18 protein-coding genes are annotated in these 20,188 nt (G+C 55.4%); 8 read left to right on the top strand and 10 right to left on the bottom strand.

Translation table 11 applies throughout. The features are described from left to right. Positions 1-3: 3 nt before the first annotated feature. From CMQ96_RS05880 to yiaK, 3 genes are read right to left on the bottom strand one after another with little or no spacing between them, the layout of a single operon-like run. Positions 4-933 (bottom strand): DUF4862 family protein, encoded by a 930-nt coding sequence (locus tag CMQ96_RS05880; RefSeq protein ID WP_064343316.1) that lies wholly within the window; start codon positions 931-933, stop codon positions 4-6. Positions 934-946: 13 nt separating this feature from the next. Beyond that, positions 947-1,411 (bottom strand): YhcH/YjgK/YiaL family protein, encoded by a 465-nt coding sequence (locus CMQ96_RS05875; RefSeq protein ID WP_024359744.1) that lies wholly within the window; start codon positions 1,409-1,411, stop codon positions 947-949. 11 nt (positions 1,412-1,422) lie between these two features. Beyond that, positions 1,423-2,421 (bottom strand): 3-dehydro-L-gulonate 2-dehydrogenase, encoded by a 999-nt coding sequence (gene yiaK, locus CMQ96_RS05870; protein WP_049099782.1) that lies wholly within the window; start codon positions 2,419-2,421, stop codon positions 1,423-1,425. 202 nt (positions 2,422-2,623) lie between these two features. On the opposite strand from yiaK, the gene yiaJ reads away from it, so the two are divergent. Beyond that, positions 2,624-3,457, top strand: a complete 834-nt coding sequence (yiaJ, locus tag CMQ96_RS05865) for an IclR family transcriptional regulator YiaJ (protein WP_128804969.1) — start codon at positions 2,624-2,626, stop codon at positions 3,455-3,457. A 118-nt stretch (positions 3,458-3,575) separates the two neighbouring features. Continuing rightward, a complete protein-coding gene (locus CMQ96_RS05860) occupies positions 3,576-4,064 on the top strand; it encodes a 4Fe-4S binding protein (RefSeq protein WP_024359746.1) in 489 nt (162 codons plus the stop codon). Between the two features lie 101 nt (positions 4,065-4,165). On the opposite strand, the gene avtA is transcribed toward CMQ96_RS05860, so the two are convergent. After that, the gene (gene avtA / locus CMQ96_RS05855; protein WP_004137799.1) at positions 4,166-5,425 is read right to left on the bottom strand and encodes a valine--pyruvate transaminase; all 1,260 of its coding nucleotides are present in this window, start codon (positions 5,423-5,425) and stop codon (positions 4,166-4,168) included. A 173-nt stretch (positions 5,426-5,598) separates the two neighbouring features. Beyond that, positions 5,599-7,632, bottom strand: coding sequence for an alpha-amylase (locus CMQ96_RS05850; protein WP_098066220.1), 2,034 nt, complete (start codon positions 7,630-7,632; stop codon positions 5,599-5,601). Positions 7,633-7,947: 315 nt separating this feature from the next. Here CMQ96_RS05850 and CMQ96_RS05840 point away from each other — a divergent pair, with 315 nt between their 5' ends. Further along, positions 7,948-8,775, top strand: coding sequence for a protein bax (locus CMQ96_RS05840; protein WP_071530269.1), 828 nt, complete (start codon positions 7,948-7,950; stop codon positions 8,773-8,775). 60 nt (positions 8,776-8,835) lie between these two features. Here CMQ96_RS05840 and xylR read toward each other — a convergent pair whose 3' ends face one another. The 4 genes from xylR to xylF all read right to left on the bottom strand — a co-directional run bounded on the left by xylR (position 8,836) and on the right by xylF (position 13,894). Next, complete coding sequence (gene xylR / locus CMQ96_RS05835) at positions 8,836-10,014, bottom strand: D-xylose utilization transcriptional activator XylR (RefSeq protein ID WP_004126484.1); 1,179 nt, start codon at positions 10,012-10,014, stop codon at positions 8,836-8,838. A gap of 122 nt (positions 10,015-10,136) precedes the next feature. Next, positions 10,137-11,318 carry a xylose ABC transporter permease XylH gene (gene xylH, locus CMQ96_RS05830; protein ID WP_004137802.1) on the bottom strand — a complete coding sequence of 394 codons (1,182 nt, stop codon included), beginning with the start codon at positions 11,316-11,318 and terminating at the stop codon, positions 10,137-10,139. Further along, a complete protein-coding gene (locus CMQ96_RS05825; RefSeq protein WP_049086993.1) occupies positions 11,296-12,837 on the bottom strand; it encodes a xylose ABC transporter ATP-binding protein in 1,542 nt (513 codons plus the stop codon). Before CMQ96_RS05825 ends, xylH begins: the two co-directional genes overlap by 23 nt. Before the next feature lie 64 nt (positions 12,838-12,901). Next, the gene (gene xylF / locus CMQ96_RS05820) at positions 12,902-13,894 is read right to left on the bottom strand and encodes a D-xylose ABC transporter substrate-binding protein (protein ID WP_098066217.1); all 993 of its coding nucleotides are present in this window, start codon (positions 13,892-13,894) and stop codon (positions 12,902-12,904) included. Positions 13,895-14,268: 374 nt separating this feature from the next. Between xylF and xylA the strand changes: the two genes are divergently transcribed. From xylA to yiaB, 3 genes are all read left to right on the top strand, one after another. Then, a complete protein-coding gene (gene xylA / locus CMQ96_RS05815) occupies positions 14,269-15,591 on the top strand; it encodes a xylose isomerase (protein ID WP_004137805.1) in 1,323 nt (440 codons plus the stop codon). A 75-nt stretch (positions 15,592-15,666) separates the two neighbouring features. Then, complete coding sequence (xylB, locus tag CMQ96_RS05810) at positions 15,667-17,121, top strand: xylulokinase (RefSeq protein ID WP_082237895.1); 1,455 nt, start codon at positions 15,667-15,669, stop codon at positions 17,119-17,121. Between the two features lie 168 nt (positions 17,122-17,289). After that, positions 17,290-17,670 (top strand): inner membrane protein YiaB, encoded by a 381-nt coding sequence (gene yiaB / locus CMQ96_RS05805; RefSeq protein WP_082237894.1) that lies wholly within the window; start codon positions 17,290-17,292, stop codon positions 17,668-17,670. On the opposite strand, the gene CMQ96_RS05800 is transcribed toward yiaB, so the two are convergent. Beyond that, on the bottom strand, positions 17,667-18,662 hold the full coding sequence (locus CMQ96_RS05800) for an acyltransferase (RefSeq protein WP_049130418.1): 996 nt from the start codon (positions 18,660-18,662) through the stop codon (positions 17,667-17,669). The two genes, yiaB and CMQ96_RS05800, sit on opposite strands and share 4 nt — an antisense overlap. A gap of 180 nt (positions 18,663-18,842) precedes the next feature. Here CMQ96_RS05800 and CMQ96_RS05795 point away from each other — a divergent pair, with 180 nt between their 5' ends. Both CMQ96_RS05795 and glyQ read left to right on the top strand, forming a co-directional pair. Continuing rightward, a complete protein-coding gene (locus CMQ96_RS05795; RefSeq protein WP_004137809.1) occupies positions 18,843-19,148 on the top strand; it encodes a YsaB family lipoprotein in 306 nt (101 codons plus the stop codon). 127 nt (positions 19,149-19,275) lie between these two features. Beyond that, on the top strand, positions 19,276-20,187 hold the full coding sequence (gene glyQ / locus CMQ96_RS05790; RefSeq protein WP_004126458.1) for a glycine--tRNA ligase subunit alpha: 912 nt from the start codon (positions 19,276-19,278) through the stop codon (positions 20,185-20,187). Position 20,188: the final 1 nt, after the last annotated feature.

Below are 20,188 nucleotides of genomic sequence, written 5' to 3'. Positions count from 1 at the left end.
TTATTATTGTGCTTGTTTTAGCGCGGAGATGCCGTCGCGTAATATCGCGATGCGATGATCAACGTTTGCGCTGGCATTAATTTCCAGTAATTTAATGCCTGAAAATTGCAGGGGGGCGGTTCCTGCGCAGGCAAATAATTCACGAGCGTGTTCGGTGGTCATCAGGCTCTGCGGGCAGAAAGGCGCGAACGGCGCGTGTAAATCCTGCCATTCGCCGTACTCGCCGGTTTGCGTCGTGCCAGAAAACATCAGCGCGCCGAGCTTTCCTGCCCGTTTTACCTGCTGCGTATGGGTGAGCGGTAGCACGGTATTCCGCCCTTCAATGGCCGAACGCGCCCAGTTAATACAAATGCTAACGTCATAATCGGCAATGGCTTCCAGCACGTTTTCTAACGGCAAAAATCCTTTGCGCGGCGCGCTGCCGGTCATCGCGTCGCAGTGCTCCAGCACCAGCTCGCAGGACCAGTCCCAGCGGGTAATCTCTTTTAATGAACGGGCAAAGGCGTCGGTAGCCTGAGCCACGTTGGCATTGCCCGCCAGCGGGGCGGCGTGAAGCTCAAGGGCAATGACCTTTCCGGCGGTATTGCCATTGATTTTAGCGATCTTCTGCTGCAGGTGGCGATAGTACTCCACGCAGGCTTTGCGCTGCGTTTCGTCGCTGGACGCCAGCCCAAAGCCGCCGTTTTCACCGCGGCGGCGCATGGTTTCCATGATGGCGGTAACGACAATCTGCCAGTGTCCCGGGGTATGGCGCAATAACCACTCGTCGCCGAGCGGATGAAGATGTTCAAGGCAGGGTTGCTCCAGCCCGCGAATATCCGGGGTGTCGGAGAGCTGCCGCCAGAATTCCGTCTCTTCCTCTTCACTCTTTTGGTGAAATGAGGGTGCACAGGGGTACGCACCGATAATGTAACCGGTATTATTCGAATTCATTTTGTGCTCCTTCTTATAAAACTGAAATAGCGACCTTAACGACTATTTTGCGGATCGGCGTGGCTACAGTTTTATTACATCCAGGACGATGAACATCTTGTGGGAAAAATATCGCATAGTTGCCTGGCGTCATTTCAAAGAACGATTCATGTTCGCTGTCGTGATAGAAAATAATATCGCGCTGTTCTAACAAAGATTCGCTGATTTGATTATTGCCGGTATCAATGGCGATACCGATTTTTTCTTCGCCCGATGCCAGAAACTGGATATCCAGATAGCGACGGTGGACCTCCGGACGATTTTCAGCGGCATCGCGAGTGGTTAAGTCGATAACCTGCGCGAAGATGTTTTGGCCGTCGATTTCCACGACGCCGGGTGCCAGCGCGTGGAAATCCGTCGTGCGCAGGAACTCAAGCGCCCGCTCAATGGCCGCGGGCAGACGACACGGATTAGGTTGAGCAATATGACCAAAAATCATGGGTGAGCTCCTTACAGCGCCTGAATTTTGGCCCATACGCTGTCATCGACGGTAATGCCGTTGCGGCGGTTTTCATCCAGCAGACGGGTAAATTCATGGCCAGGAAGACGGACCGCCACATTTTCATCGGCGCGCTCGGCGGTGGTGATGAAATCCATAATCCGTTGCAGCTTGGCGTCGCGGGTTGCGCCGTCGATCAGCTTATCCACTTCAATAGCGATGAAGATCTGCGAAACGCCATATTCATCGCTGTTTTCCTGGGTCACTTCGGCAACCGACGATCCGTTGGAGAGGAGGGTGGCAATCATATCCAGCACGATCGACAGGCCGGAACCTTTCCAGTAGCCCATGGGTAATATGCGGCGATTTTTCTCGATCGTCCCCGGCTCTTTGGTCAAACGACCGTCATCGTCGAATCCGCCGTCCACGGGCAGTTCGCGGCCGGCAAGGCGGTTAACCTCCAGCATGCCGTAGGAGAACATCGACATCGACATATCCACCATGGTGATCGGCGTCGACGGAATGGCGACGATCAGCGGGTTGGTACCGATACGGCACTCTTTAGCGCCCCACGGCGGCATAACGGCGATGGAGTTGGTCCAGCAGATACCGATGTAGCCTTTTTCCGCCGCCTGCCAGCCGTAGCTGCCGCCGCGCATCCAGTGGTTAGCATTACGTAAGGCGACCAGGCCGATACCGTGATCGGAGGCCAGCTCAATGGCCCGATCCATCATCTTTTTCGCCGTCAGGTTGCCGATGGAACGCTGAGCATCCCACTGTTCGATGGCGCCGAGGCTGGTCACCCGCTGCGGTTTGGCTTCAGGAATAATGTCGCCGTTATCCAACTGCTGGATGAAGCGAGGAAAGCGGTTCACGCCGTGAGAATAGACGCCGGATTCGGTGGTGCGGGCAAACATTTCTGCGCAGGCATCGGCGGTTTCCGCGGCGACGCCACGCGCCAGCAGTACCCGATTGAATGCCTCTTTTAACTGCTCAAACGTGACTTTCATTGCTGTTTCCCTGGTCAGAGTTGATCGCTTTTTTATCTCTAAATTTCACTATGCGAAATCTGATTTCAAATATAGCGATCAATTTTTGTCAGATCAACGGGCAGCGTTATTTTTAAAAATCATAAAAATCATAAAGTTGTGTTTTTTCGGTTCAGATCGTGAACTGAAACACACTTTGCGCTACCATCTGAACGCGACAAAAATGGGAGCGGAAGCGATGGGCACAAAAGAGAGCGAGAACACGCAAGATAAAGAGAGGCCTGCCGGAAGTCAGAGCCTTTTTCGTGGGTTGATGCTAATTGAGATCCTGAGTAATTATCCAAATGGCTGTCCACTGGCGCATCTGTCGGAACTGGCGGGACTGAACAAAAGTACCGTTCATCGCTTATTACAGGGGCTGCAGTCCTGCGGGTACGTGACGCCTGCCCCGGCGGCGGGGAGCTATCGTCTGACGACAAAATTTATCGCCGTTGGCCAAAAGGCGTTGTCGTCGCTGAATATTATCCACGTCGCGGCGCCGCATCTTGAGGCGCTTAACCTGGCCACCGGCGAGACGGTGAACTTCTCCAGCCGTGAAGATGACCACGCGATCCTGATTTATAAGCTGGAGCCGACCACCGGTATGCTGCGTACGCGCGCCTATATTGGCCAGCACATGCCGCTGTACTGCTCGGCAATGGGCAAGATTTATATGGCGTTTGGCCATCCTGACTACGTTGAGAGCTACTGGAATTCACACCAGGAGATTATTCAGCCGCTGACCCGCAATACCATTACCGGCTTGCCTGCGATGCATGATGAACTGGCGCAGATCCGCGAGCGAAATATGGCGATGGACAGGGAAGAGAACGAGCTGGGCGTGTCGTGCCTGGCTGTCCCCGTTTTCGACATTCATGGGCGCGTGCCTTATGCCATTTCTATCTCCCTATCAACATCGCGCCTCAAGCAGGTGGGAGAGAAAAATTTACTCAAGCCGCTGCGCGATACGGCAGAGGCGATTTCTCGCGAACTGGGCTTTTCCGTGCGGGAAGGTTAAGGCAAATGACCAGATAATCCCGGACATCTGAGAGAAAACGCCGCTGACTCCATTCAGGATCAAGGCGCGGAAGCGGTTTTTTCTGGCACTCTGCGTTTTTATCCCCAATGGAGCAAGGATGAATCGGTTTATTCTCGCGGATGCGGAAAAGTGCATCGGCTGCCGTACCTGTGAAGTCGCCTGCGTGGTTTCCCATCAGCAGGACCAGGACTGTTCTGGCGTCTCCGCCGCGCGCTTTGCGCCGCGGATCCGCGTGGTGAAAAATGATGAACTCTCGACGGCGACGCTGTGCCGCCAGTGCGAAGATGCGCCCTGCGCCAACGTCTGCCCCGAGGGCGCAATCCGCCGAGAAAATTCGGTCTGGCGCGTAGATCAACGCCGCTGCATCGGATGCAAAAGCTGTATGGTAGCGTGCCCCTATGGCGCGATGACCGTGATGCGGGTGGAGGAGGGCGTACAGGCGCTGAAGTGCGATTTATGCAGCCATCGCGACGAAGGCCCGGCCTGCGTGGCGGCGTGCCCGACCCAGGCGCTGCGCTGCATGGAGCCGATGGAGCTGGAAAGAATAGCCGCTGAACGTCGCCAGCGGATGGCGCTGGCGATGTAGCGTGTTTCCCGGAGGCGGCGCTGGCGCGCGTGTTCGGGCTACGGGACGTGTAGCCCGGCTAAACGCAGTGCGAGCCGGGAATAGATCTGGCTTATTCGGGCCTATGACGGGTCCTGTTCACGCCAGGCGCGTTCAACTTCTTCGGCGAGAATCCTCACGCCCGCTTCAATTTTCTCCGGGTCCGGCACGTAGTTCATGCGCATGCATTGATGCGTGTGTGGCCATGGCTTATCCAGGCCCGGGAAGAAGTAGTCGCCCGGCACCATCAGAACGCCGCGCTTTTTCAGGCGCTGGTACAGCAGCTCGGTAGAAATCGGCAGATCCTTAAACCACAGCCAGAGGAAAATCGCCCCTTCCGGCTTATGAATCAGGCAGCGATCTTCCGGCAAATAGCGGCGAATAATGGCGATAGTCTCCTGCACGCGCTGATAATAGAACGGCTTTATCACCGTTTCTGACAGGCGCAGAAGATCGTTGCGCTTAATCATCTCGCACATCATGGCCGGCCCCATTCCACCGGGGGCGAGACTGATAATGCCGTTCATATTGCTGATGGCGGTGATGATTTTTTCGTTAGCGATGATAATCCCGCAGCGGCTGCCCGGCAGGCCCAGCTTGGAGAGGCTCATGCACAGCACGATATTCGGATTCCACAGCGGCCTGGCGTCGCTGAAAATAATCCCCGGGAACGGAACGCCGTAGGCGTTATCAATCACCAACGGGATGCCGTGCTGGTTGGCCAGCGCATCCAGCTTGATCAGCTCATCGTCGGTGATCACGTTACCGGTTGGGTTGGTGGGGCGGGAAACGCAGATCATTCCCGTCTCGTCCGTGACCTGCAAATGTTCGAAATCCACGTGGTATTTAAACTGGCCCTCCGGCAGCAGTTCAATGTTCGGGCGAGTGGCGACAAACAGATCTTCTTCGAGGCCGGAATCGGCGTAGCCAATGTACTCAGGCGTCAACGGAAACAGCACTTTACGGGTGGTTCCATCCGCACGACGGCCTGCGAAGAGGTTAAACAAGTAGAAAAACGCGCTCTGGCTGCCATTTGTCAGTGCAATATTCTGTGGTTCGATCTCCCATCCCAGTTCGTCGCGCAGCATTTGTGCCAGCAGGGTCAGCAGCTCGCTTTTACCCTGCGGACCGTCATAATTACAAAGCGCATCAAGGGCTTTGCCGCTGTTCAGCATGTCGGCCAGCAGGCTATGGAAGTAATCATTCATTTCCGGAATCTGCGCGGGATTGCCGCCGCCCAGCATGATGGCGCCCGGCGTACGCAGGCCGTCATTGAGGTCTTCCATCAAGCGGGTGATGCCCGAATGACGGGTAAATTTGTCGCCAAAAAGTGAAAATGTCATCGCGATTAGTCTGTCGGTATTCCAGGAAAGTGGGTAACCATAACGCCAGCGCAGACAGGGTGCAAATCGAGGTATCAGGAAGATATTTTGTTTTTATTCTGTGAGAGAAAACATTTTTGGATGTTTATCCTGAAAAGGCTCCCCGGACGCCAGGGGAGCCGTGGGTCAGAAAGCTACTGCTGACCTGCCCATACCACCATCACTTTGTCATCGCCGTTCTCGCGAATAAAGCCGTAGCCTTTCGCCATCGATAGCGTGGTTTGTTTACCCATACCAATCGCCGGGTGACGGGCGCGGAACTGGCCCAATTTCTCCCAGTGGGTCACGCTGCGCGCGGCTTTGCCGCTGACGTCCTGCCAGTTCATATCTGAACGCGTACCCTGAAGCGGATCGGAACCTGTCGGGCCGAACGGCCGTGAGGATTCATCGCCGTAGAAGATCTGCACTGCGCCGGGCGCGAGCAGCAGCAGTTCCGCCGCCGTGCTGCCGCCTTCGCGGAACAGGCTGGTATCATGCGAGGAGAGATAGCTTAACACGTTGAAATCATGAAGCTTATCCGCCATATGTTGCCAGGTCAGGTCGATATTCGCCAGGCAGCTTGTCGCTTTTGCCGCCTGATCCTGATAATCAAAGTTCAGCATGGCGTCAAAGCCGTGGCGATAGTAGTCGCTCTGCATCACGCCGTGGCCCCAGGCTTCGCCGGTCATCCAGAACGGCGCGTTATCCAGCGCTTTGTCCGGGTTCGCTTTCTTCCATTCCGCCAGCGCTTCGGTGGCCTGAGTTTTTAACTGCAGCCAGGCCGCCTGCTCGACGTGCTTGGCGGTATCGACGCGGAAGCCGTCGATGCCGTAGTCGCGTACCCATTGGCTCAGCCAGTGGGTCAGATAATCGCGCGGCGTGTAGCCTGGGATCGCTTTGGCCGCGGTATCCGGCTTATGGCGATAGAAGTTCGGCAGGCCCGATGGCTCCGTGGATTCGGTTTTCAGATCCGGCAGGAAGGCCAGCGACATGGTCAGGTCGTCAAAGCCGGGGTTGTCGTAGTCGCCGATATCGGTGCGGATCCATTTTTTACCCCACCATTTCTCCCATCCGGCTTTATCGCTAAAGTTGATGTAATCGTTAAAGCTGTGCCAGCTTTGTCCCGCGCGGGGCTTCCAGTCTGTCCAGCGCTCTCCGAGGGTCTTTTTCAGTTCATCCCCCTGGATGTACAGCGAGCCAAACTGAAACTCCTGCATATCGGCCAGGGTCGCGTAGCCGGTGTGGTTCATCACCACGTCGAACAGAATGCGGATCCCACGCTTGTGGGCCTCATCGACGAGGCGGCGCAGATCGTCTTCCGTCCCCATATTGGCATCCAGCTTCGTCCAGTCCTGGATGTAATAGCCGTGATAGGCGTAATGCGGGAAATCGCCTTTCGTACCGCCGCCGACCCAGCCGTGGATTTGTTCCAGCGGCGAACTGATCCATAGCGCGTTAACGCCGAGCTGCTGGAGGTAATCCAGTTTGCTGGTCAGGCCCTGGAGATCGCCGCCGTGGAAGGTGCCAATTTCCTGCATGCCGTCTTTATGGCGACCATAGCTATTGTCGTTGGCCGGGTTGCCGTTGACAAAGCGATCGGTCAGGACGAAATAGACGGTGGCGTTATGCCAGTTGAACGGCGCGGCGGCTTCCGTATCCGCGCGTTCAAGCAGCAGCAGACCATTGCTATTAAACGCCGGCTGGAGGGTAATTTTACCGCCGCTGACGGTCGCGATATTGCCGCTGTAGAAGTCGCGAACTTGACTGCCTTCGGCAAAGGATTTGCTGACGTCAATGGTGAGCGGCTTGCCATCCCATTTCGGGCACTGCTTGATCTGCGGTGCGGCGGCGGTGGAGGTCTGTTTCTCTTCCAGAGAGACCATCAGGGTTGGCGTACCTGAACGGGTATCGACTTCCAGGGTATAGCGGCCATCGCGGAAGACGCGCCACTGCGGCGCCGGATCGCGGCAAGGCGCCATAGAGAGCATCTGGTTGAGCTTGATCGCGCCGGCAGGCTGCCAGCACTGTTGGTCAAACGTAATCCGCAGAGGGCGCGTACCCTTTGCTACCTCGTTTTGACTGATAAATCTGCCGGTGCCTTCTTCGGTAAAGGCGGGGAAATCTGCGGTAGTCCAGGCGGCGAAGGCCATCCCAGGCACCAGCAGCGACGCAAGCGCAGCGAGTTTCATTCCGGAGTCCTGTGTGCGGTTTTTTGTTCAGTTTGCGCGTCCGGTAGTCCCATGAACTCATCCCAGCGGCGCTTTTCCAGGGAGGATGGAAAAGGGTGAGTGATCGCGTTCAAAAAATGAGCAAAAAATGAGAGGGTAGTCGCATTTTTGTACTGTTGTCAGGAGGCGGAAACCGATTTCAGATGACAGCTTTTCGGAATTGGACTATTTCTGTGGGTGCGTCATCTGGGTATTTTTGATACTATTCGCGATTCAACTATCGATTTTTTGTGAAAAACAAGGCGTTGGAATGATTGCATCCGACCAGGAGACCTAATGATATCGACTCCCATTCGACGATATGGGGCCGCGATACTCATGTTACTTACCTGCATATTTTCAGGTAGTGTGCTGGCAACAACACACACAGCAACAACGAGTCATAAAGCCCCAATCGTTAAGAAGAAAAGTACCGTTAAAGTAAGCAAGGTAAGCAGTAAACAAGAGTATTCTCGCAATAGTGTAAAGAGCAGTTCACTTCCTGATTTGCGAAAATACCCTTCCGGGACACCAAGGAAAAAAGCGTTTCTCCGGACGGTAATGCCTTATATTACGAAACAGAATCAGGTGATTACCGCCGATCGTAACTGGCTTGTTTCCAAGCAGTACGATGCGCGCTGGTCGCCGAGCGAGCGTACGCGGCTGAAAGAGATCGCCTCTCGCTATAAAGTGAAGTGGTCCGGCAATACTCGCCATATTCCATGGAACTCGCTGCTTGAGCGCGTCGACATTATCCCGAATAGCATGGTCGCTACCATGGCAGCGGCGGAAAGCGGCTGGGGAACGTCAAAGCTGGCGCGGGTGAACAACAATCTGTTTGGTATGAAGTGTGGCGGTGGAAACTGCCGCGGCGCGGTGAAGGGCTACTCCCAGTTTGATTCGGTGGAAGAGTCCGTTCAGGCCTATGTCAGAAATCTGAATACGCATCCGGCCTACTCGTCGTTCCGTAAATCGCGTGCGCAGCTGCGTAAAGCCGATCAGGAAGTGACCGCCAGCACGATGATTCATAAGCTGAAGGGCTATTCGACCAAAGGGTCAAGCTATAACAACTATCTCTTCGCGATGTATCAGGATAACCAGCGGTTGATAGCCGCACACATGTAATTGCTCTTGCATGTCATCATTAATGCCCGGCGCGTAAGCCCGGGCATTTTTCTTTGCGCGCTACATCATCACTTCGCTGTGCCGGTCGCGGTACTCCTTCGGCGTCACGTCGTACTCTTTCTTAAACACCGAGTAGAAATACTGCAGCGAGGGATAGCCGCACATTTGCGAGATTTCGTTAATCGAAAGGGTGGTCGATACCAGCAGGCTACGGGCTTTTTCCAGTTTTTCGCTGTGGATCACCGTATGAATGGTCTCGCCCACTTCTTCTTTGAAGCGCTTTTCCAGATTCGAGCGGGAAATGCCTACGGCGTCCAGCACCTGCTCTACCTTAATCCCTTTACAGGCGTGGTTACGAATATAGTGCATCGCCTGAATAACCGAGGGATCGGTGAGCGAGCGGTAGTCGGTGGAGCGGCGCTCAACCACGCGCATCGGCGGGATAAGCTGGCGCTGAAGCGGTAGCTCTTCATTCTCCAGCAGGCGATGCAGCAGCTTTGCCGCCTGATAGCCCATCTGGCGTGTGCCCTGCGCAACGGAAGACAGCGCCACGCGCGACAGGTAGCGAGTAAGCTCTTCGTTATCTATGCCAATAACGCACAGCTTTTCCGGTACCGGAATATGCAGGCGCTCGCAGGCCTGTAATACGTGGCGGGCGCGGGCGTCGGTAACGGCGATGATGCCGGTTTGCGGCGGCAGGGTTTGCAGCCAGTCGGCGAGGCGATTTTGCGCATGCTGCCAGTTTTCGGGCGCCGTCTCGAGACCCTGATAGACCACGCCGCGATATTTCTCTCTGGCGACCAGCTGGCAAAACGCGTGTTCGCGCTCTGCGGCCCAGCCCTTACAGCTGGAAGCGGGCAGGCCGTAAAAGGCGAAGCGGTTGATGCCTTTTTCTTTGAGGTGCAGAAAGGCGCTCTCGACCAGTGCGGCGTTGTCGGTGGCGATATAGTGAACCGGCGGATAGCATTCCGGCCGGTGGAAGGAGCCGCCAACGCCGACAATCGGCACATTGACGTCGATCAGCAGATTTTCTATTTCCGGATCGTCATAATCAGCAATGACGCCGTCGCCTAACCACTCCTTAATGTTTTCAATCCGCGCCCGAAAATCTTCCTCAATGAAGATATCCCATTCCAATTGCGATGCCTGGAGATATTCGCCAACGCCCTCAACGACCTGACGGTCATAGGCCTTGTTGGCGTTGAATAACAGCGTAATACGGTGACGCTTTTCAAACATAGTGTTGTTCCTGGTCTCTCTTGCAGGCCATACAATACCGGCCAATGCCCGGATTATTTCAAGTTACTTGTGCCTAAGTTTGGCTGTAGCGCAAATAATTCGGGCATTTTTTTTCACTGTCCTCAGTTCCGACGTTTAGTGGCTGAATCCATCCACACCGCGAGCAATAAAATGACCCCTTTGACGATGTACTGCCAGAAGGTGGCGACATCCATCATGCTCATGCCGTTATCCAGCGCGGACATGATGAAAGCGCCCATGACCGCGCCCGCGACGCTGCCGATGCCGCCGGCCAGGCTGGTACCGCCGATCACGCAGGCGGCGATGGCGTCCAGTTCGGCGATGTTGCCGGCGGAAGGGGAACCGGCGCCCAGGCGCGAGCTGAGAATCAACCCGGCGATCGCCACCATCAGGCCGTTAATGGCGAACACCGCCAGCTTGGTGCGCTCCACGCTGATACCGGATAAACGCGCGGCCTCCAGATTGCCGCCGATGGCGTAGATGCGCCGCCCGAACGCGGTACGGGTGGCCATAAACATGCCCGCCAGCAGCAGCGCGGTGAGAATCAGTACCGGCGTCGGGACGCCGCGATAGTCGTTTAACAGCCAGATGGCACCCAGCACGATAACGGCGGTGATCGTCTGGCGGCCGACGGTTGAGGCGGAGGCGGGCGTGGAGAGGCCCAGAGCCTGGCGTCGCATACGGCCGCGCCACTGCCAGATAATAAACGCCGCCATACCCAGCACGCCGATGCCAAAGCCAATACCATCAGGCAGATAGCTCTGGCCGATTTGCGACATCGCCGGACTGGTGGGAGAAACGGTGGTGCCGTTGGTGATGCCTATCAGAATACCGCGAAATGCCAGCATCCCGGCGAGCGTCACGATAAACGAGGGGACCTTACGATAGGCAACCCACCAACCGTTCCAGGCACCCAGCAGCAGACCCAGGACCAGGGTAACCACAATCGTCAGCGGTAGCGGCCAACCGAGCCAGACGTCAAAAATCGCCGCCGCGCCGCCGAGCAGGCCCATCATTGAGCCCACGGAGAGATCGATTTCGGCGGAAATAATCACAAACACCATGCCGACCGCGAGAATGCCGGTGATAGCGGTCTGGCGCAGCAGGTTGGAGATATTACGCGCGCTCAGATAGGCGCCTTCGGTGGTCCAGGTGAAAAACAGCATAATGGCCACGATAGCGGCGATCATCACGAATACCTGGAGGTTCATCCCCTTCAGCCCTGACAGCGCGCCGGCGGCAGGCGGGGTGAGTTTCATTTCAGACGACGTGTTCTTCGACATGGCGTTCGCTCCTCAGTGCGGCTTCCATTACCTGTTCCTGGGTCAGGCCCTGGTTGATCAAATTAGCCTTCAGTTTGCCCTCATGCATCACCAACACACGGTCGCTTAGGCCAAGCACTTCGGGCAGCTCGGATGAAATAACAATGACGGCGATCCCCTGCTGCACCAGCTGATTAATCAACTTGTAGATTTCGTACTTGGCGCCGATATCGATGCCGCGAGTCGGCTCATCGAGTATCAGAATGCGCGGGTTCAGCAACAGGCAGCGGGCGAGGATCGCCTTTTGCTGATTGCCGCCGCTCAGACGACCGATCGCCAGCTCCGGCGACGAGGTTTTGATCTTCAAACGCTGGATGGATTGCTGAATACAGAGCTGCTCTCCGGCATCGTCAAGGCTGCTCAGCGGACCGGTAAACTGGTTTAACGCGGCGAGGGTGATGTTTTTACCCACCGCCATAACCGGCACGATGCCGTCTTTCTTTCTGTCTTCCGGCACCATGGCGATGCCCTGGGCGATAGCCTGCTGGCAGGTGTGAATCGTCACCGGTTGACCATCAATAAAGATTTTTCCCTGCCAGCGGCCCGGCCAGACGCCGAACAGACACTGCACCGCTTCGGTTCGGCCCGCGCCGACCAGCCCGGCAATCCCCAGAATTTCGCCGCGCCGCAGCGAGAAGGAGACGTCATTGACGCGCTTAATGTGGCGATTCACCGGATGCCAGGCCGTCAGGTTCTCCACCCGCAGGATTTCATCGCCGCAGCTGTGGGCTTCGCTCGGGTAGAGGGCGGTAAGCTCGCGGCCGACCATCATGGTGATAATGTCATCTTCGCTCATGCCGTCAGCGTTGCGGGTGCCGATATGCTGCCCATCGCGGATCACGCAGATGGTATCGGAGATGGCTTTGACTTCATTGAGCTTGTGGGAAATGTAAATGCAGGCAATACCGTGATTTTGCAAATCGCGAATAATATTCAGCAGAATTGCCGTCTCTTGTTCCGTTAATGAGGCGGTGGGTTCGTCGAGAATTAACAACCGCACCTGCTTGTTCAGCGCTTTTGCTATTTCAACCAGCTGCTGCTGACCAAGGCCTAAATCGCCGACGCGGGTGTCGGGTGATATGGCTAAATTGACCTGGGCCAGCAGCTTCTCGCAGCGCAAAGTCATGGTTTCATAATCCAGCAGACCGTGGCGGGAGATCTCCGCGCCGAGAAAAATGTTCTCCAGCACGGTCAGATGTTTTACCAGCGCCAGCTCCTGATGAATGATGGCGATACCTTTGCGCTCGGTATCGCGAATATGGCCCGGCTGCAAAGTTTCCCCGGAAAAAATAATTTCCCCCTCATAGCTACCGTGCGGATATATTCCGCACAGTACCTTCATGAGCGTCGATTTCCCGGAGCCGTTTTCTCCGCACAGCGAGACGACTTCCCCGGCGTTAAGCCGCAGACTGACATTATCAATCGCCTTCACCGCACCGAAGGTTTTAGTTATGTTCTTCATTTCGAGTAACCAGGACATAGAGGCTCCGCATAAGCGATATCCGGCAGGATGGGGCAACGCCCCCGGAAGAGGGCGTCAGAGATTACAGCTCGCTTTTTTTGTGGAAACCGTCCTTGATCACCGTCTGGTCAATATTGTCTTTATTGACCTCAATGGGGGTCAGCAGCCGTGACGGGACGTCTTTCAGCCCATTGTTAAGCGAGGAGTCGGCCTGCGGCTGCCTGTCGTTGCCCAGTTCGACGGCGATTTCAGCCGCGGTGGTGGCAAGGGTGGTGATAGGTTTATAGACGGTCATCGTTTGGGTGCCGGCGATAATGCGCTTCACGCCGGCGAGGTCGGCATCCTGTCCTGATATAGCGACTTTGCCTGCGAGTCCCTGGGCGCTTAATGCCTGGATGGCGCCGCCGGCGGTGGCGTCGTTGGAGGCGACGACCGCATCAATTTTGTTGTTGTTGGCGGTCAGGGCGTTTTCCATAATTTTCAACGCATTTTCCGGTAACCATCCGTCGACCCACTGATCGCCGACGATTTTAATTTTCCCTTCATCAACATAAGGCTTGAGGACTTTCATTTGTCCAGCGCGGAAAAGCTTGGCGTTATTGTCTACCGGCGAGCCGCCCATTAAGAAATAGTTACCCTGAGGCACTTTATCGACCAGACTTTGCGCCTGCATTTCACCCACTTTTTCATTATTAAATGAAATATAAAAATCAATGTCGGCGTTATTGATAAGACGATCGTAGGCGAGAACTTTAATTCCCTCCTGTTTGGCCTCTTTTATGACATTGCTCAGCACCTGGCCGTTATAGGGAATAATCACCAGAACGTCGACGCCGCGGTTGATCATATTTTCGATTTGCGACATTTGCGTTTCTTCGTTGCCATTGGCTGACTGGACGAATACTTTTGCACCTAATGATTCAGCTTTGTTGACAAAAATATCGCGATCTTTTTGCCAGCGTTCCAGACGCAGGTCGTCAATCGCCATGCCAATTTTAACTTCTTTAGCAATGCCCGACAGGCTGGTGAGGAGGAGTGAAGCGCAGAGCGTTAGGCAAAGGTTCTTTATCTTCATAATAATAACACCTTTTTTGTAAAGTGCAGGATAAGACGAACGATAAAAATAAACGGCCTGATACGTAGCAGATTTTTAACGCGGAAAGGAGCGCTGGCAATTATCTATGCTTATTTTGCCGTTATGAAATTTTGTTTATTTGTTAATTTATGACCGCGATCGTACTTTAATAATTAGTTCTCACCGTATTTCATTGATCTCTCGTGGCGGAAGCGGCGGAATGAGGCCGCTGACGTATTATTTTTGCGACCTGGCGCACGTTTGTGGATTCTCTCAATCACGGTGTGAAATAACGTAATTGAGGAAACTAAAAAGAGAATTCTATATTGGCTTATGACTTATTACTCGCCGCATCCCTGAATATGGAGTTCATTATGCAGACCTATTTTGATCAGCTCGATCGCGTTCGTTATGAAGGCCCGAAATCCGCTAACCCACTGGCTTTCCGTCATTACAACCCGGATGAGCTGGTGCTGGGCAAACGGATGGAAGACCATTTACGCTTTGCGGCCTGCTACTGGCACACCTTCTGCTGGAACGGTGCCGATATGTTCGGCGTGGGCTCCTTTAACCGCCCATGGCAGCAGCCGGGTGAAGCAATGGAAATGGCGAAACGTAAAGCCGATGTCGCTTTTGAGTTTTTCCACAAACTGAACGTACCGTACTACTGCTTCCACGACGTTGACGTTTCTCCTGAAGGGGCATCGCTGAAAGAGTATGCCAATAACTTCGCGCAAATGGTTGATGTGCTGGCGGAAAAACAGCAGCAAAGCGGCGTCAAGCTGCTGTGGGGCACGGCAAATTGCTTTACGAACCCGCGTTACGGCGCCGGTGCGGCAACCAACCCGGATCCGGAAGTGTTCAGCTGGGCGGCGACCCAGGTGGTGACCGCGATGGATGCGACCCACAAACTGGGCGGTGAAAACTACGTCCTGTGGGGCGGTCGCGAAGGCTATGAAACCCTGCTGAACACCGACCTGCGTCAGGAACGCGAGCAGATTGGCCGCTTTATGCAGCTGGTCGTTGAGCATAAACATAAAATCGGCTTCCAGGGTACGCTGCTGATTGAACCGAAACCGCAGGAGCCCACCAAGCATCAGTACGATTACGACGCGTCTACCGTCTACGGCTTCCTGAAACAGTTCGGCCTGGAAAAAGAGATTAAGCTGAACATCGAAGCGAACCATGCGACGCTGGCTGGCCACACGTTCCACCACGAAATTGCTACCGCCATCGCCCTCGGCCTGTTTGGTTCCGTTGACGCTAACCGCGGCGACCCGCAGCTGGGCTGGGATACCGACCAGTTCCCGAACAGCGTTGAAGAGAACGCGCTGGTGATGTACGAAATCCTTAAAGCGGGCGGCTTCACCACCGGCGGCCTGAACTTTGATGCTAAAGTGCGTCGTCAGAGCACCGACAAATACGACCTGTTCTACGGCCACATCGGCGCGATGGACACCATGGCGCTGGCGCTGAAAGTTGCTGCCCGTATGATTGAAGGCGGCGAGCTGGATAAACGCGTTGCCAAACGCTATGCCGGCTGGAACGGCGAGCTGGGTCAGCAGATCCTTAAAGGCCAGATGAACCTGGCGGACATCGCCCAGTATGCCACTCAGCATAACCTGGCGCCGCAGCACCAGAGCGGCCATCAGGAACTGCTTGAAAACGTGGTTAACCGCTACCTCTTTGATCGCTGATGATGGCGAAAATGCCCGGCGGGTCCGGGCATGGGTTTAACCGATGCTTTATTCCCGTCAGTAAGGAGAGGCCGTATGTATATCGGGATTGATCTGGGCACCTCGGGCGTTAAGGCTATTCTGCTCAACGAGCAGGGGGAGGTCGTGGCTTCGCACACCGAAAAGCTCAACGTGTCGCGTCCGCACCCTTTATGGTCTGAACAAGACCCTGAGCACTGGTGGCTGGCGACGGACGGCGCGATGAAAGCGCTGGGGGCGCAGCACTCTTTGCGCGCGGTTAAAGCGTTAGGCATTGCGGGTCAGATGCACGGCGCGACGCTGCTCGATAAGCAACAGCGCGTCCTGCGCCCGGCGATCTTGTGGAATGATGGCCGCTGCGGCGAGGAGTGCGCGCTGCTGGAAGAGAAAGTCAGCCGTTCACGACAGATCACCGGCAATCTGATGATGCCGGGATTTACCGCGCCGAAGCTGCTGTGGGTGCAACGTCACGAGCCCGAGATTTTTAGGCAAGTCGATAAGGTTCTGCTGCCAAAAGATTATTTACGTTTGCGTATGACTGGCGAATTTGCCAGCGATATGTCCGATGCCGCCGGAACGATGTGGATGGACGTGGCGCGCCGCGACTGGAGCGATGAAATGCTCGCCGCCTGTGGGTTGAGCCGCGATAACATGCCCGCGCTTTTCGAAGGCTGCGAAGTAACGGGCTCGCTGCGCCCGGCCGTCGCGCAAGCGTGGAATATGCCGGAAGTATTGGTGGTGGCCGGCGGCGGCGACAACGCGGCGGGAGCGGTTGGCGTGGGTATGGCGGATGCGGGCCAGGCGATGCTGTCGCTGGGGACCTCAGGCGTCTACTTTGCCGTCAGCGACGGCTTTCTTAGCAAACCGGAAAGCGCCGTTCACAGCTTCTGCCACGCGTTGCCCGGGCGCTGGCATCTGATGTCGGTCATGCTGAGCGCGGCTTCCTGCCTCGATTGGGCGGCGACCTTAACCGGCCTCGGCACGGTTCCGGCGCTGATTGCGGCGGCGGAAGCGGCGAACGACGATGCCGATCCGGTCTGGTTTTTGCCTTACCTCTCGGGTGAACGCACGCCGCACAACAATCCGCAGGCGAAAGGCGTCTTTTTCGGCCTGACTCATCAACACGGTCCGGCGGAGCTGGCGCGGGCGGTGCTGGAGGGAGTCGGTTATGCCCTGGCGGACGGCATGGATGTGGTTCACGCCTGCGGCGTCAAACCGGAGAGCGTCACGCTGATTGGCGGCGGCGCGCGCAGCACCTACTGGCGGCAAATGCTGGCGGATATTAGCGGCCAGCAGCTTGATTTCCGCACCGGCGGCGATGTCGGACCGGCGCTTGGCGCGGCGCGGCTGGCGCAGCTGGCGCTGCATCGAAATGTCGCGTTTTCCGATCTGCTCCCGCAGCTCCCGCTGGAACAGGCTCATCTTCCGGATGCCGAGCGCTTTGCGCGTTACGCCCCCCGTCGGGAAACTTTCCGCCAGATTTATCAGCAGCTTTTACCGTTGATGTCCTGAAACATTCGCCCCTGTTCATGGGGCGAATTCATCTAATGAATGTTTTTAAAAACATCTAGTTATCGAGTGTATTGATATATTCCGAATTTGTCGTTTCAGATGTGAAAAGTGCGGATAATCACGTTCTGGCAGTACACAATGGGGCCTGTCTTATGCCAGGGAGGCTTCATGAAAAATAATATTATTCCTAAGCTATTGATGTCCCTTGGGGCACTGGTTTATCTGCTGGGGATCTGGCGCACCTGTCCGTTATTTAGCGGCAAGGGCTATTTCCTCGGCGTTCTGGTGATGGGCATGTTCGCGATTTTAGCGCATCAACGCACGTTGCGGGAGAAGGCGCCAGACGATGGTTTTGCTTCGCTATGTCGCCTTGTGCTCCTGCTGTCGGTCGGTTTACTGATGGTCGGCGCCTGGTTCGTACCCGCCGGATGGGATGAGAAGATCATCTACGTGGCGGCCTGGTTTGTGTGCTTATACGGCGTTTCCGCGATGCCTCATAAGGCGCTGGCCGCACAGATGGCGCAGAAAGATTCCTCAGAACGGCCTTAACTGACAAAGCGGCGGACATCAAAGCGCTGAACCAGCATCGAGAGCAATAAACTTCCCAGCAGCGCAGCGCTGAATATCCAGACAATATCCAATAATGGCCAGCGGGACAGCGCCAGTCCGCTGGCGCGGAGCGCGTGGATAATCAGCGCATGAAAGCCGTAAATCCCTAACGAATGGCGTGCAATCAGCGCAATAAGCGGCAACTCACGCCTGGTCAGCGTATTTTTTACCAGCGTCAGAAGCGCTATCGCGCAGACAAAAACCGCGGGGCCGCAGTATAAATACCAGGTATCGCCAAAGTCGCCGCGCCAGCGCAGTTCGTGCAGCGTGCCGCGTGATATGACCCATACTCCCGCGATGAATAGGCCAGCGCAGAGCGCAGTCAGCCATTTTTTATCACTATTCATCATGCCGATTGCCCGCCCTAACACGCCGTACATCACATAGTAAAACGTATCCCCGTTGATATAGAGATTGACCGGCAGCCACTCGACTCCTCCCGCTTTCACCGTCACCATATTAGGGTTCGCCAAAAGCCCGACGATCGCCATCAGCGCTAGCAGCATCTTGCCGCTCACCGGTTTGACCTGAACCAGCGGCGAAAGCAGGTAAATGACAACGATAGCGAAGAAGAACCACAGATGATAGAACACCGGTTTTTGCAGCAAATTCTTCAGCGATAGCTCAACGTTGATGTGGGTAAACAGGGTGATATAGAGCAGCGACAGCGCGCTGTAAAAGAGGATGCACAGCGCGATGCGCAAAAAATGCCGGGGCTGAGCGCTGCGCTCGCCGAAAAACAGATAGCCTGAAATCATGAAAAACAGCGGCACGCTGACGCGAGACGCGGAGTTGAGGATATTGGCAACATCCCACGTCAGCAGGCTGATGGTGTGCGGGTGCGTGATATACCAGGCGGTGCTATGAATCATGACGACCATCAGGCAGGCAATACCGCGCAAATGGGTAATCCAGTGTATTTTTTCCTGCATCAGTACCTCTGTTTCTCCTTCTCAGACAGGGTCTGACTGCCCTTATCCGCTTGTATCGCAGTGGAATAATCCGAGTTTTTCGTCATAGACTTGTCGAGGTGTGGTCCAATTCGCACAATGAGCCGGTTATTTAACGTAACCTGCACGATAACAATTTACTAACAAGGCGGTCGAGAAAAAATGGTGATGAAATATGCGTTTTCTGGACTGCTGCTGTGCATGCTTGCGGGCTGTAGCGCACCGCCGCCTCAGCCAGCGCAGAAGGCGCAAAAAGCGCGGATAACGCCGCAGGCGACCCTCAATATGGCGCAGTTGTGCAAGGATAATGCCGCCGTACGTTACAGTACAGGCGCGCGTCAGATTGACGTCAGCCATTTCGAGCAATTCCGGGGGAGCTACGAGCTTTCGGGCAAGACTGCGCGGAATGAACGCTTTATCTGTTCTTTTGACCCGGACGGGCAGTTTTTGCATCTTTCCATGCGCTAAATGCGCCCGCGGTGGCGCTTATTTCCGCAATTTTCCCTAAACAATCCCGTTTCATACTGTATATCTCGCAGCCAGCGGGTATACTGGCTCCTTCCTTTAAATCCACACGTATCCAGCACGAAATCATATGCAAAAGTTTGATACCAGGACCTTCCAGGGCCTGATCCTGACCTTACAGGATTACTGGGCTCGCCAGGGCTGCACCATTGTTCAACCACTGGACATGGAAGTCGGCGCAGGCACTTCTCACCCAATGACCTGCTTACGCGCATTGGGCCCAGAGCCGATGGCAACCGCCTACGTGCAGCCTTCCCGCCGTCCGACCGATGGTCGCTACGGTGAAAACCCGAACCGTTTACAGCACTACTATCAGTTCCAGGTGGTGATAAAACCCTCTCCGGATAATATCCAGGAGCTGTACCTTGGGTCTCTGAAAGAGCTGGGTATGGATCCGACCATCCACGACATTCGCTTCGTCGAAGACAACTGGGAAAACCCGACGCTGGGCGCCTGGGGTCTGGGTTGGGAAGTGTGGCTGAACGGTATGGAAGTCACGCAGTTCACCTACTTCCAGCAGGTTGGCGGCCTGGAGTGTAAGCCGGTAACCGGCGAGATCACCTACGGTCTGGAGCGCCTGGCGATGTATATCCAGGGTGTCGACAGCGTTTACGATCTGGTCTGGAGCGATGGCCCGCTGGGTAAAACTACCTACGGCGACGTGTTCCATCAGAACGAAGTGGAGCAATCCACCTACAACTTCGAATACGCCGACGTGGACTTCCTGTTCTCCTGCTTCGAGCAGTATGAGAAAGAAGCCCAGCAGCTGCTGGCGCTGGAAAACCCGCTGCCGCTGCCTGCTTACGAACGCATTCTGAAAGCCGCCCATAGCTTTAACCTGCTGGACGCGCGTAAAGCCATCTCCGTCACCGAGCGTCAGCGCTATATTCTGCGCATTCGCACCCTGACCAAAGCAGTGGCTGAAGCTTACTATGCTTCCCGTGAAGCCCTTGGCTTCCCGATGTGCAACAAGAATAAATAAG

Origin of the sequence: Klebsiella sp. MBT K-1 (assembly GCF_002556465.1) — a bacterium.
Lineage (GTDB): Bacteria > Pseudomonadota > Gammaproteobacteria > Enterobacterales > Enterobacteriaceae > Klebsiella > Klebsiella grimontii.
Note: the sequence above shows the minus strand (reverse complement) of the source record. Positions and strands in the feature narration are given on the sequence as shown.

What these genes read in the sequence shown, in the direction of transcription:
- xylB (WP_082237895.1), top strand. Translation starts at nt 15,667, where the DNA reads ATGTATATCGGGATTGATCTGGGCACCTCGGGCGTTAAGGCTATTCTG.
- yiaB (WP_082237894.1), top strand. Translation starts at nt 17,290, where the DNA reads ATGAAAAATAATATTATTCCTAAGCTATTGATGTCCCTTGGGGCACTG.
- xylH (WP_004137802.1), bottom strand. Translation starts at nt 11,318, where the DNA reads ATGTCGAAGAACACGTCGTCTGAAATGAAACTCACCCCGCCTGCCGCC.
- CMQ96_RS05795 (WP_004137809.1), top strand. Translation starts at nt 18,843, where the DNA reads ATGGTGATGAAATATGCGTTTTCTGGACTGCTGCTGTGCATGCTTGCG.
- xylA (WP_004137805.1), top strand. Translation starts at nt 14,269, where the DNA reads ATGCAGACCTATTTTGATCAGCTCGATCGCGTTCGTTATGAAGGCCCG.
- xylF (WP_098066217.1), bottom strand. Translation starts at nt 13,894, where the DNA reads ATGAAGATAAAGAACCTTTGCCTAACGCTCTGCGCTTCACTCCTCCTC.
- CMQ96_RS05840 (WP_071530269.1), top strand. Translation starts at nt 7,948, where the DNA reads ATGATATCGACTCCCATTCGACGATATGGGGCCGCGATACTCATGTTA.
- CMQ96_RS05825 (WP_049086993.1), bottom strand. Translation starts at nt 12,837, where the DNA reads ATGTCCTGGTTACTCGAAATGAAGAACATAACTAAAACCTTCGGTGCG.
- CMQ96_RS05800 (WP_049130418.1), bottom strand. Translation starts at nt 18,662, where the DNA reads ATGCAGGAAAAAATACACTGGATTACCCATTTGCGCGGTATTGCCTGC.
- yiaK (WP_049099782.1), bottom strand. Translation starts at nt 2,421, where the DNA reads ATGAAAGTCACGTTTGAGCAGTTAAAAGAGGCATTCAATCGGGTACTG.
- yiaJ (WP_128804969.1), top strand. Translation starts at nt 2,624, where the DNA reads ATGGGAGCGGAAGCGATGGGCACAAAAGAGAGCGAGAACACGCAAGAT.
- CMQ96_RS05875 (WP_024359744.1), bottom strand. Translation starts at nt 1,411, where the DNA reads ATGATTTTTGGTCATATTGCTCAACCTAATCCGTGTCGTCTGCCCGCG.
- CMQ96_RS05850 (WP_098066220.1), bottom strand. Translation starts at nt 7,632, where the DNA reads ATGAAACTCGCTGCGCTTGCGTCGCTGCTGGTGCCTGGGATGGCCTTC.
- avtA (WP_004137799.1), bottom strand. Translation starts at nt 5,425, where the DNA reads ATGACATTTTCACTTTTTGGCGACAAATTTACCCGTCATTCGGGCATC.
- glyQ (WP_004126458.1), top strand. Translation starts at nt 19,276, where the DNA reads ATGCAAAAGTTTGATACCAGGACCTTCCAGGGCCTGATCCTGACCTTA.
- CMQ96_RS05860 (WP_024359746.1), top strand. Translation starts at nt 3,576, where the DNA reads ATGAATCGGTTTATTCTCGCGGATGCGGAAAAGTGCATCGGCTGCCGT.
- xylR (WP_004126484.1), bottom strand. Translation starts at nt 10,014, where the DNA reads ATGTTTGAAAAGCGTCACCGTATTACGCTGTTATTCAACGCCAACAAG.
- CMQ96_RS05880 (WP_064343316.1), bottom strand. Translation starts at nt 933, where the DNA reads ATGAATTCGAATAATACCGGTTACATTATCGGTGCGTACCCCTGTGCA.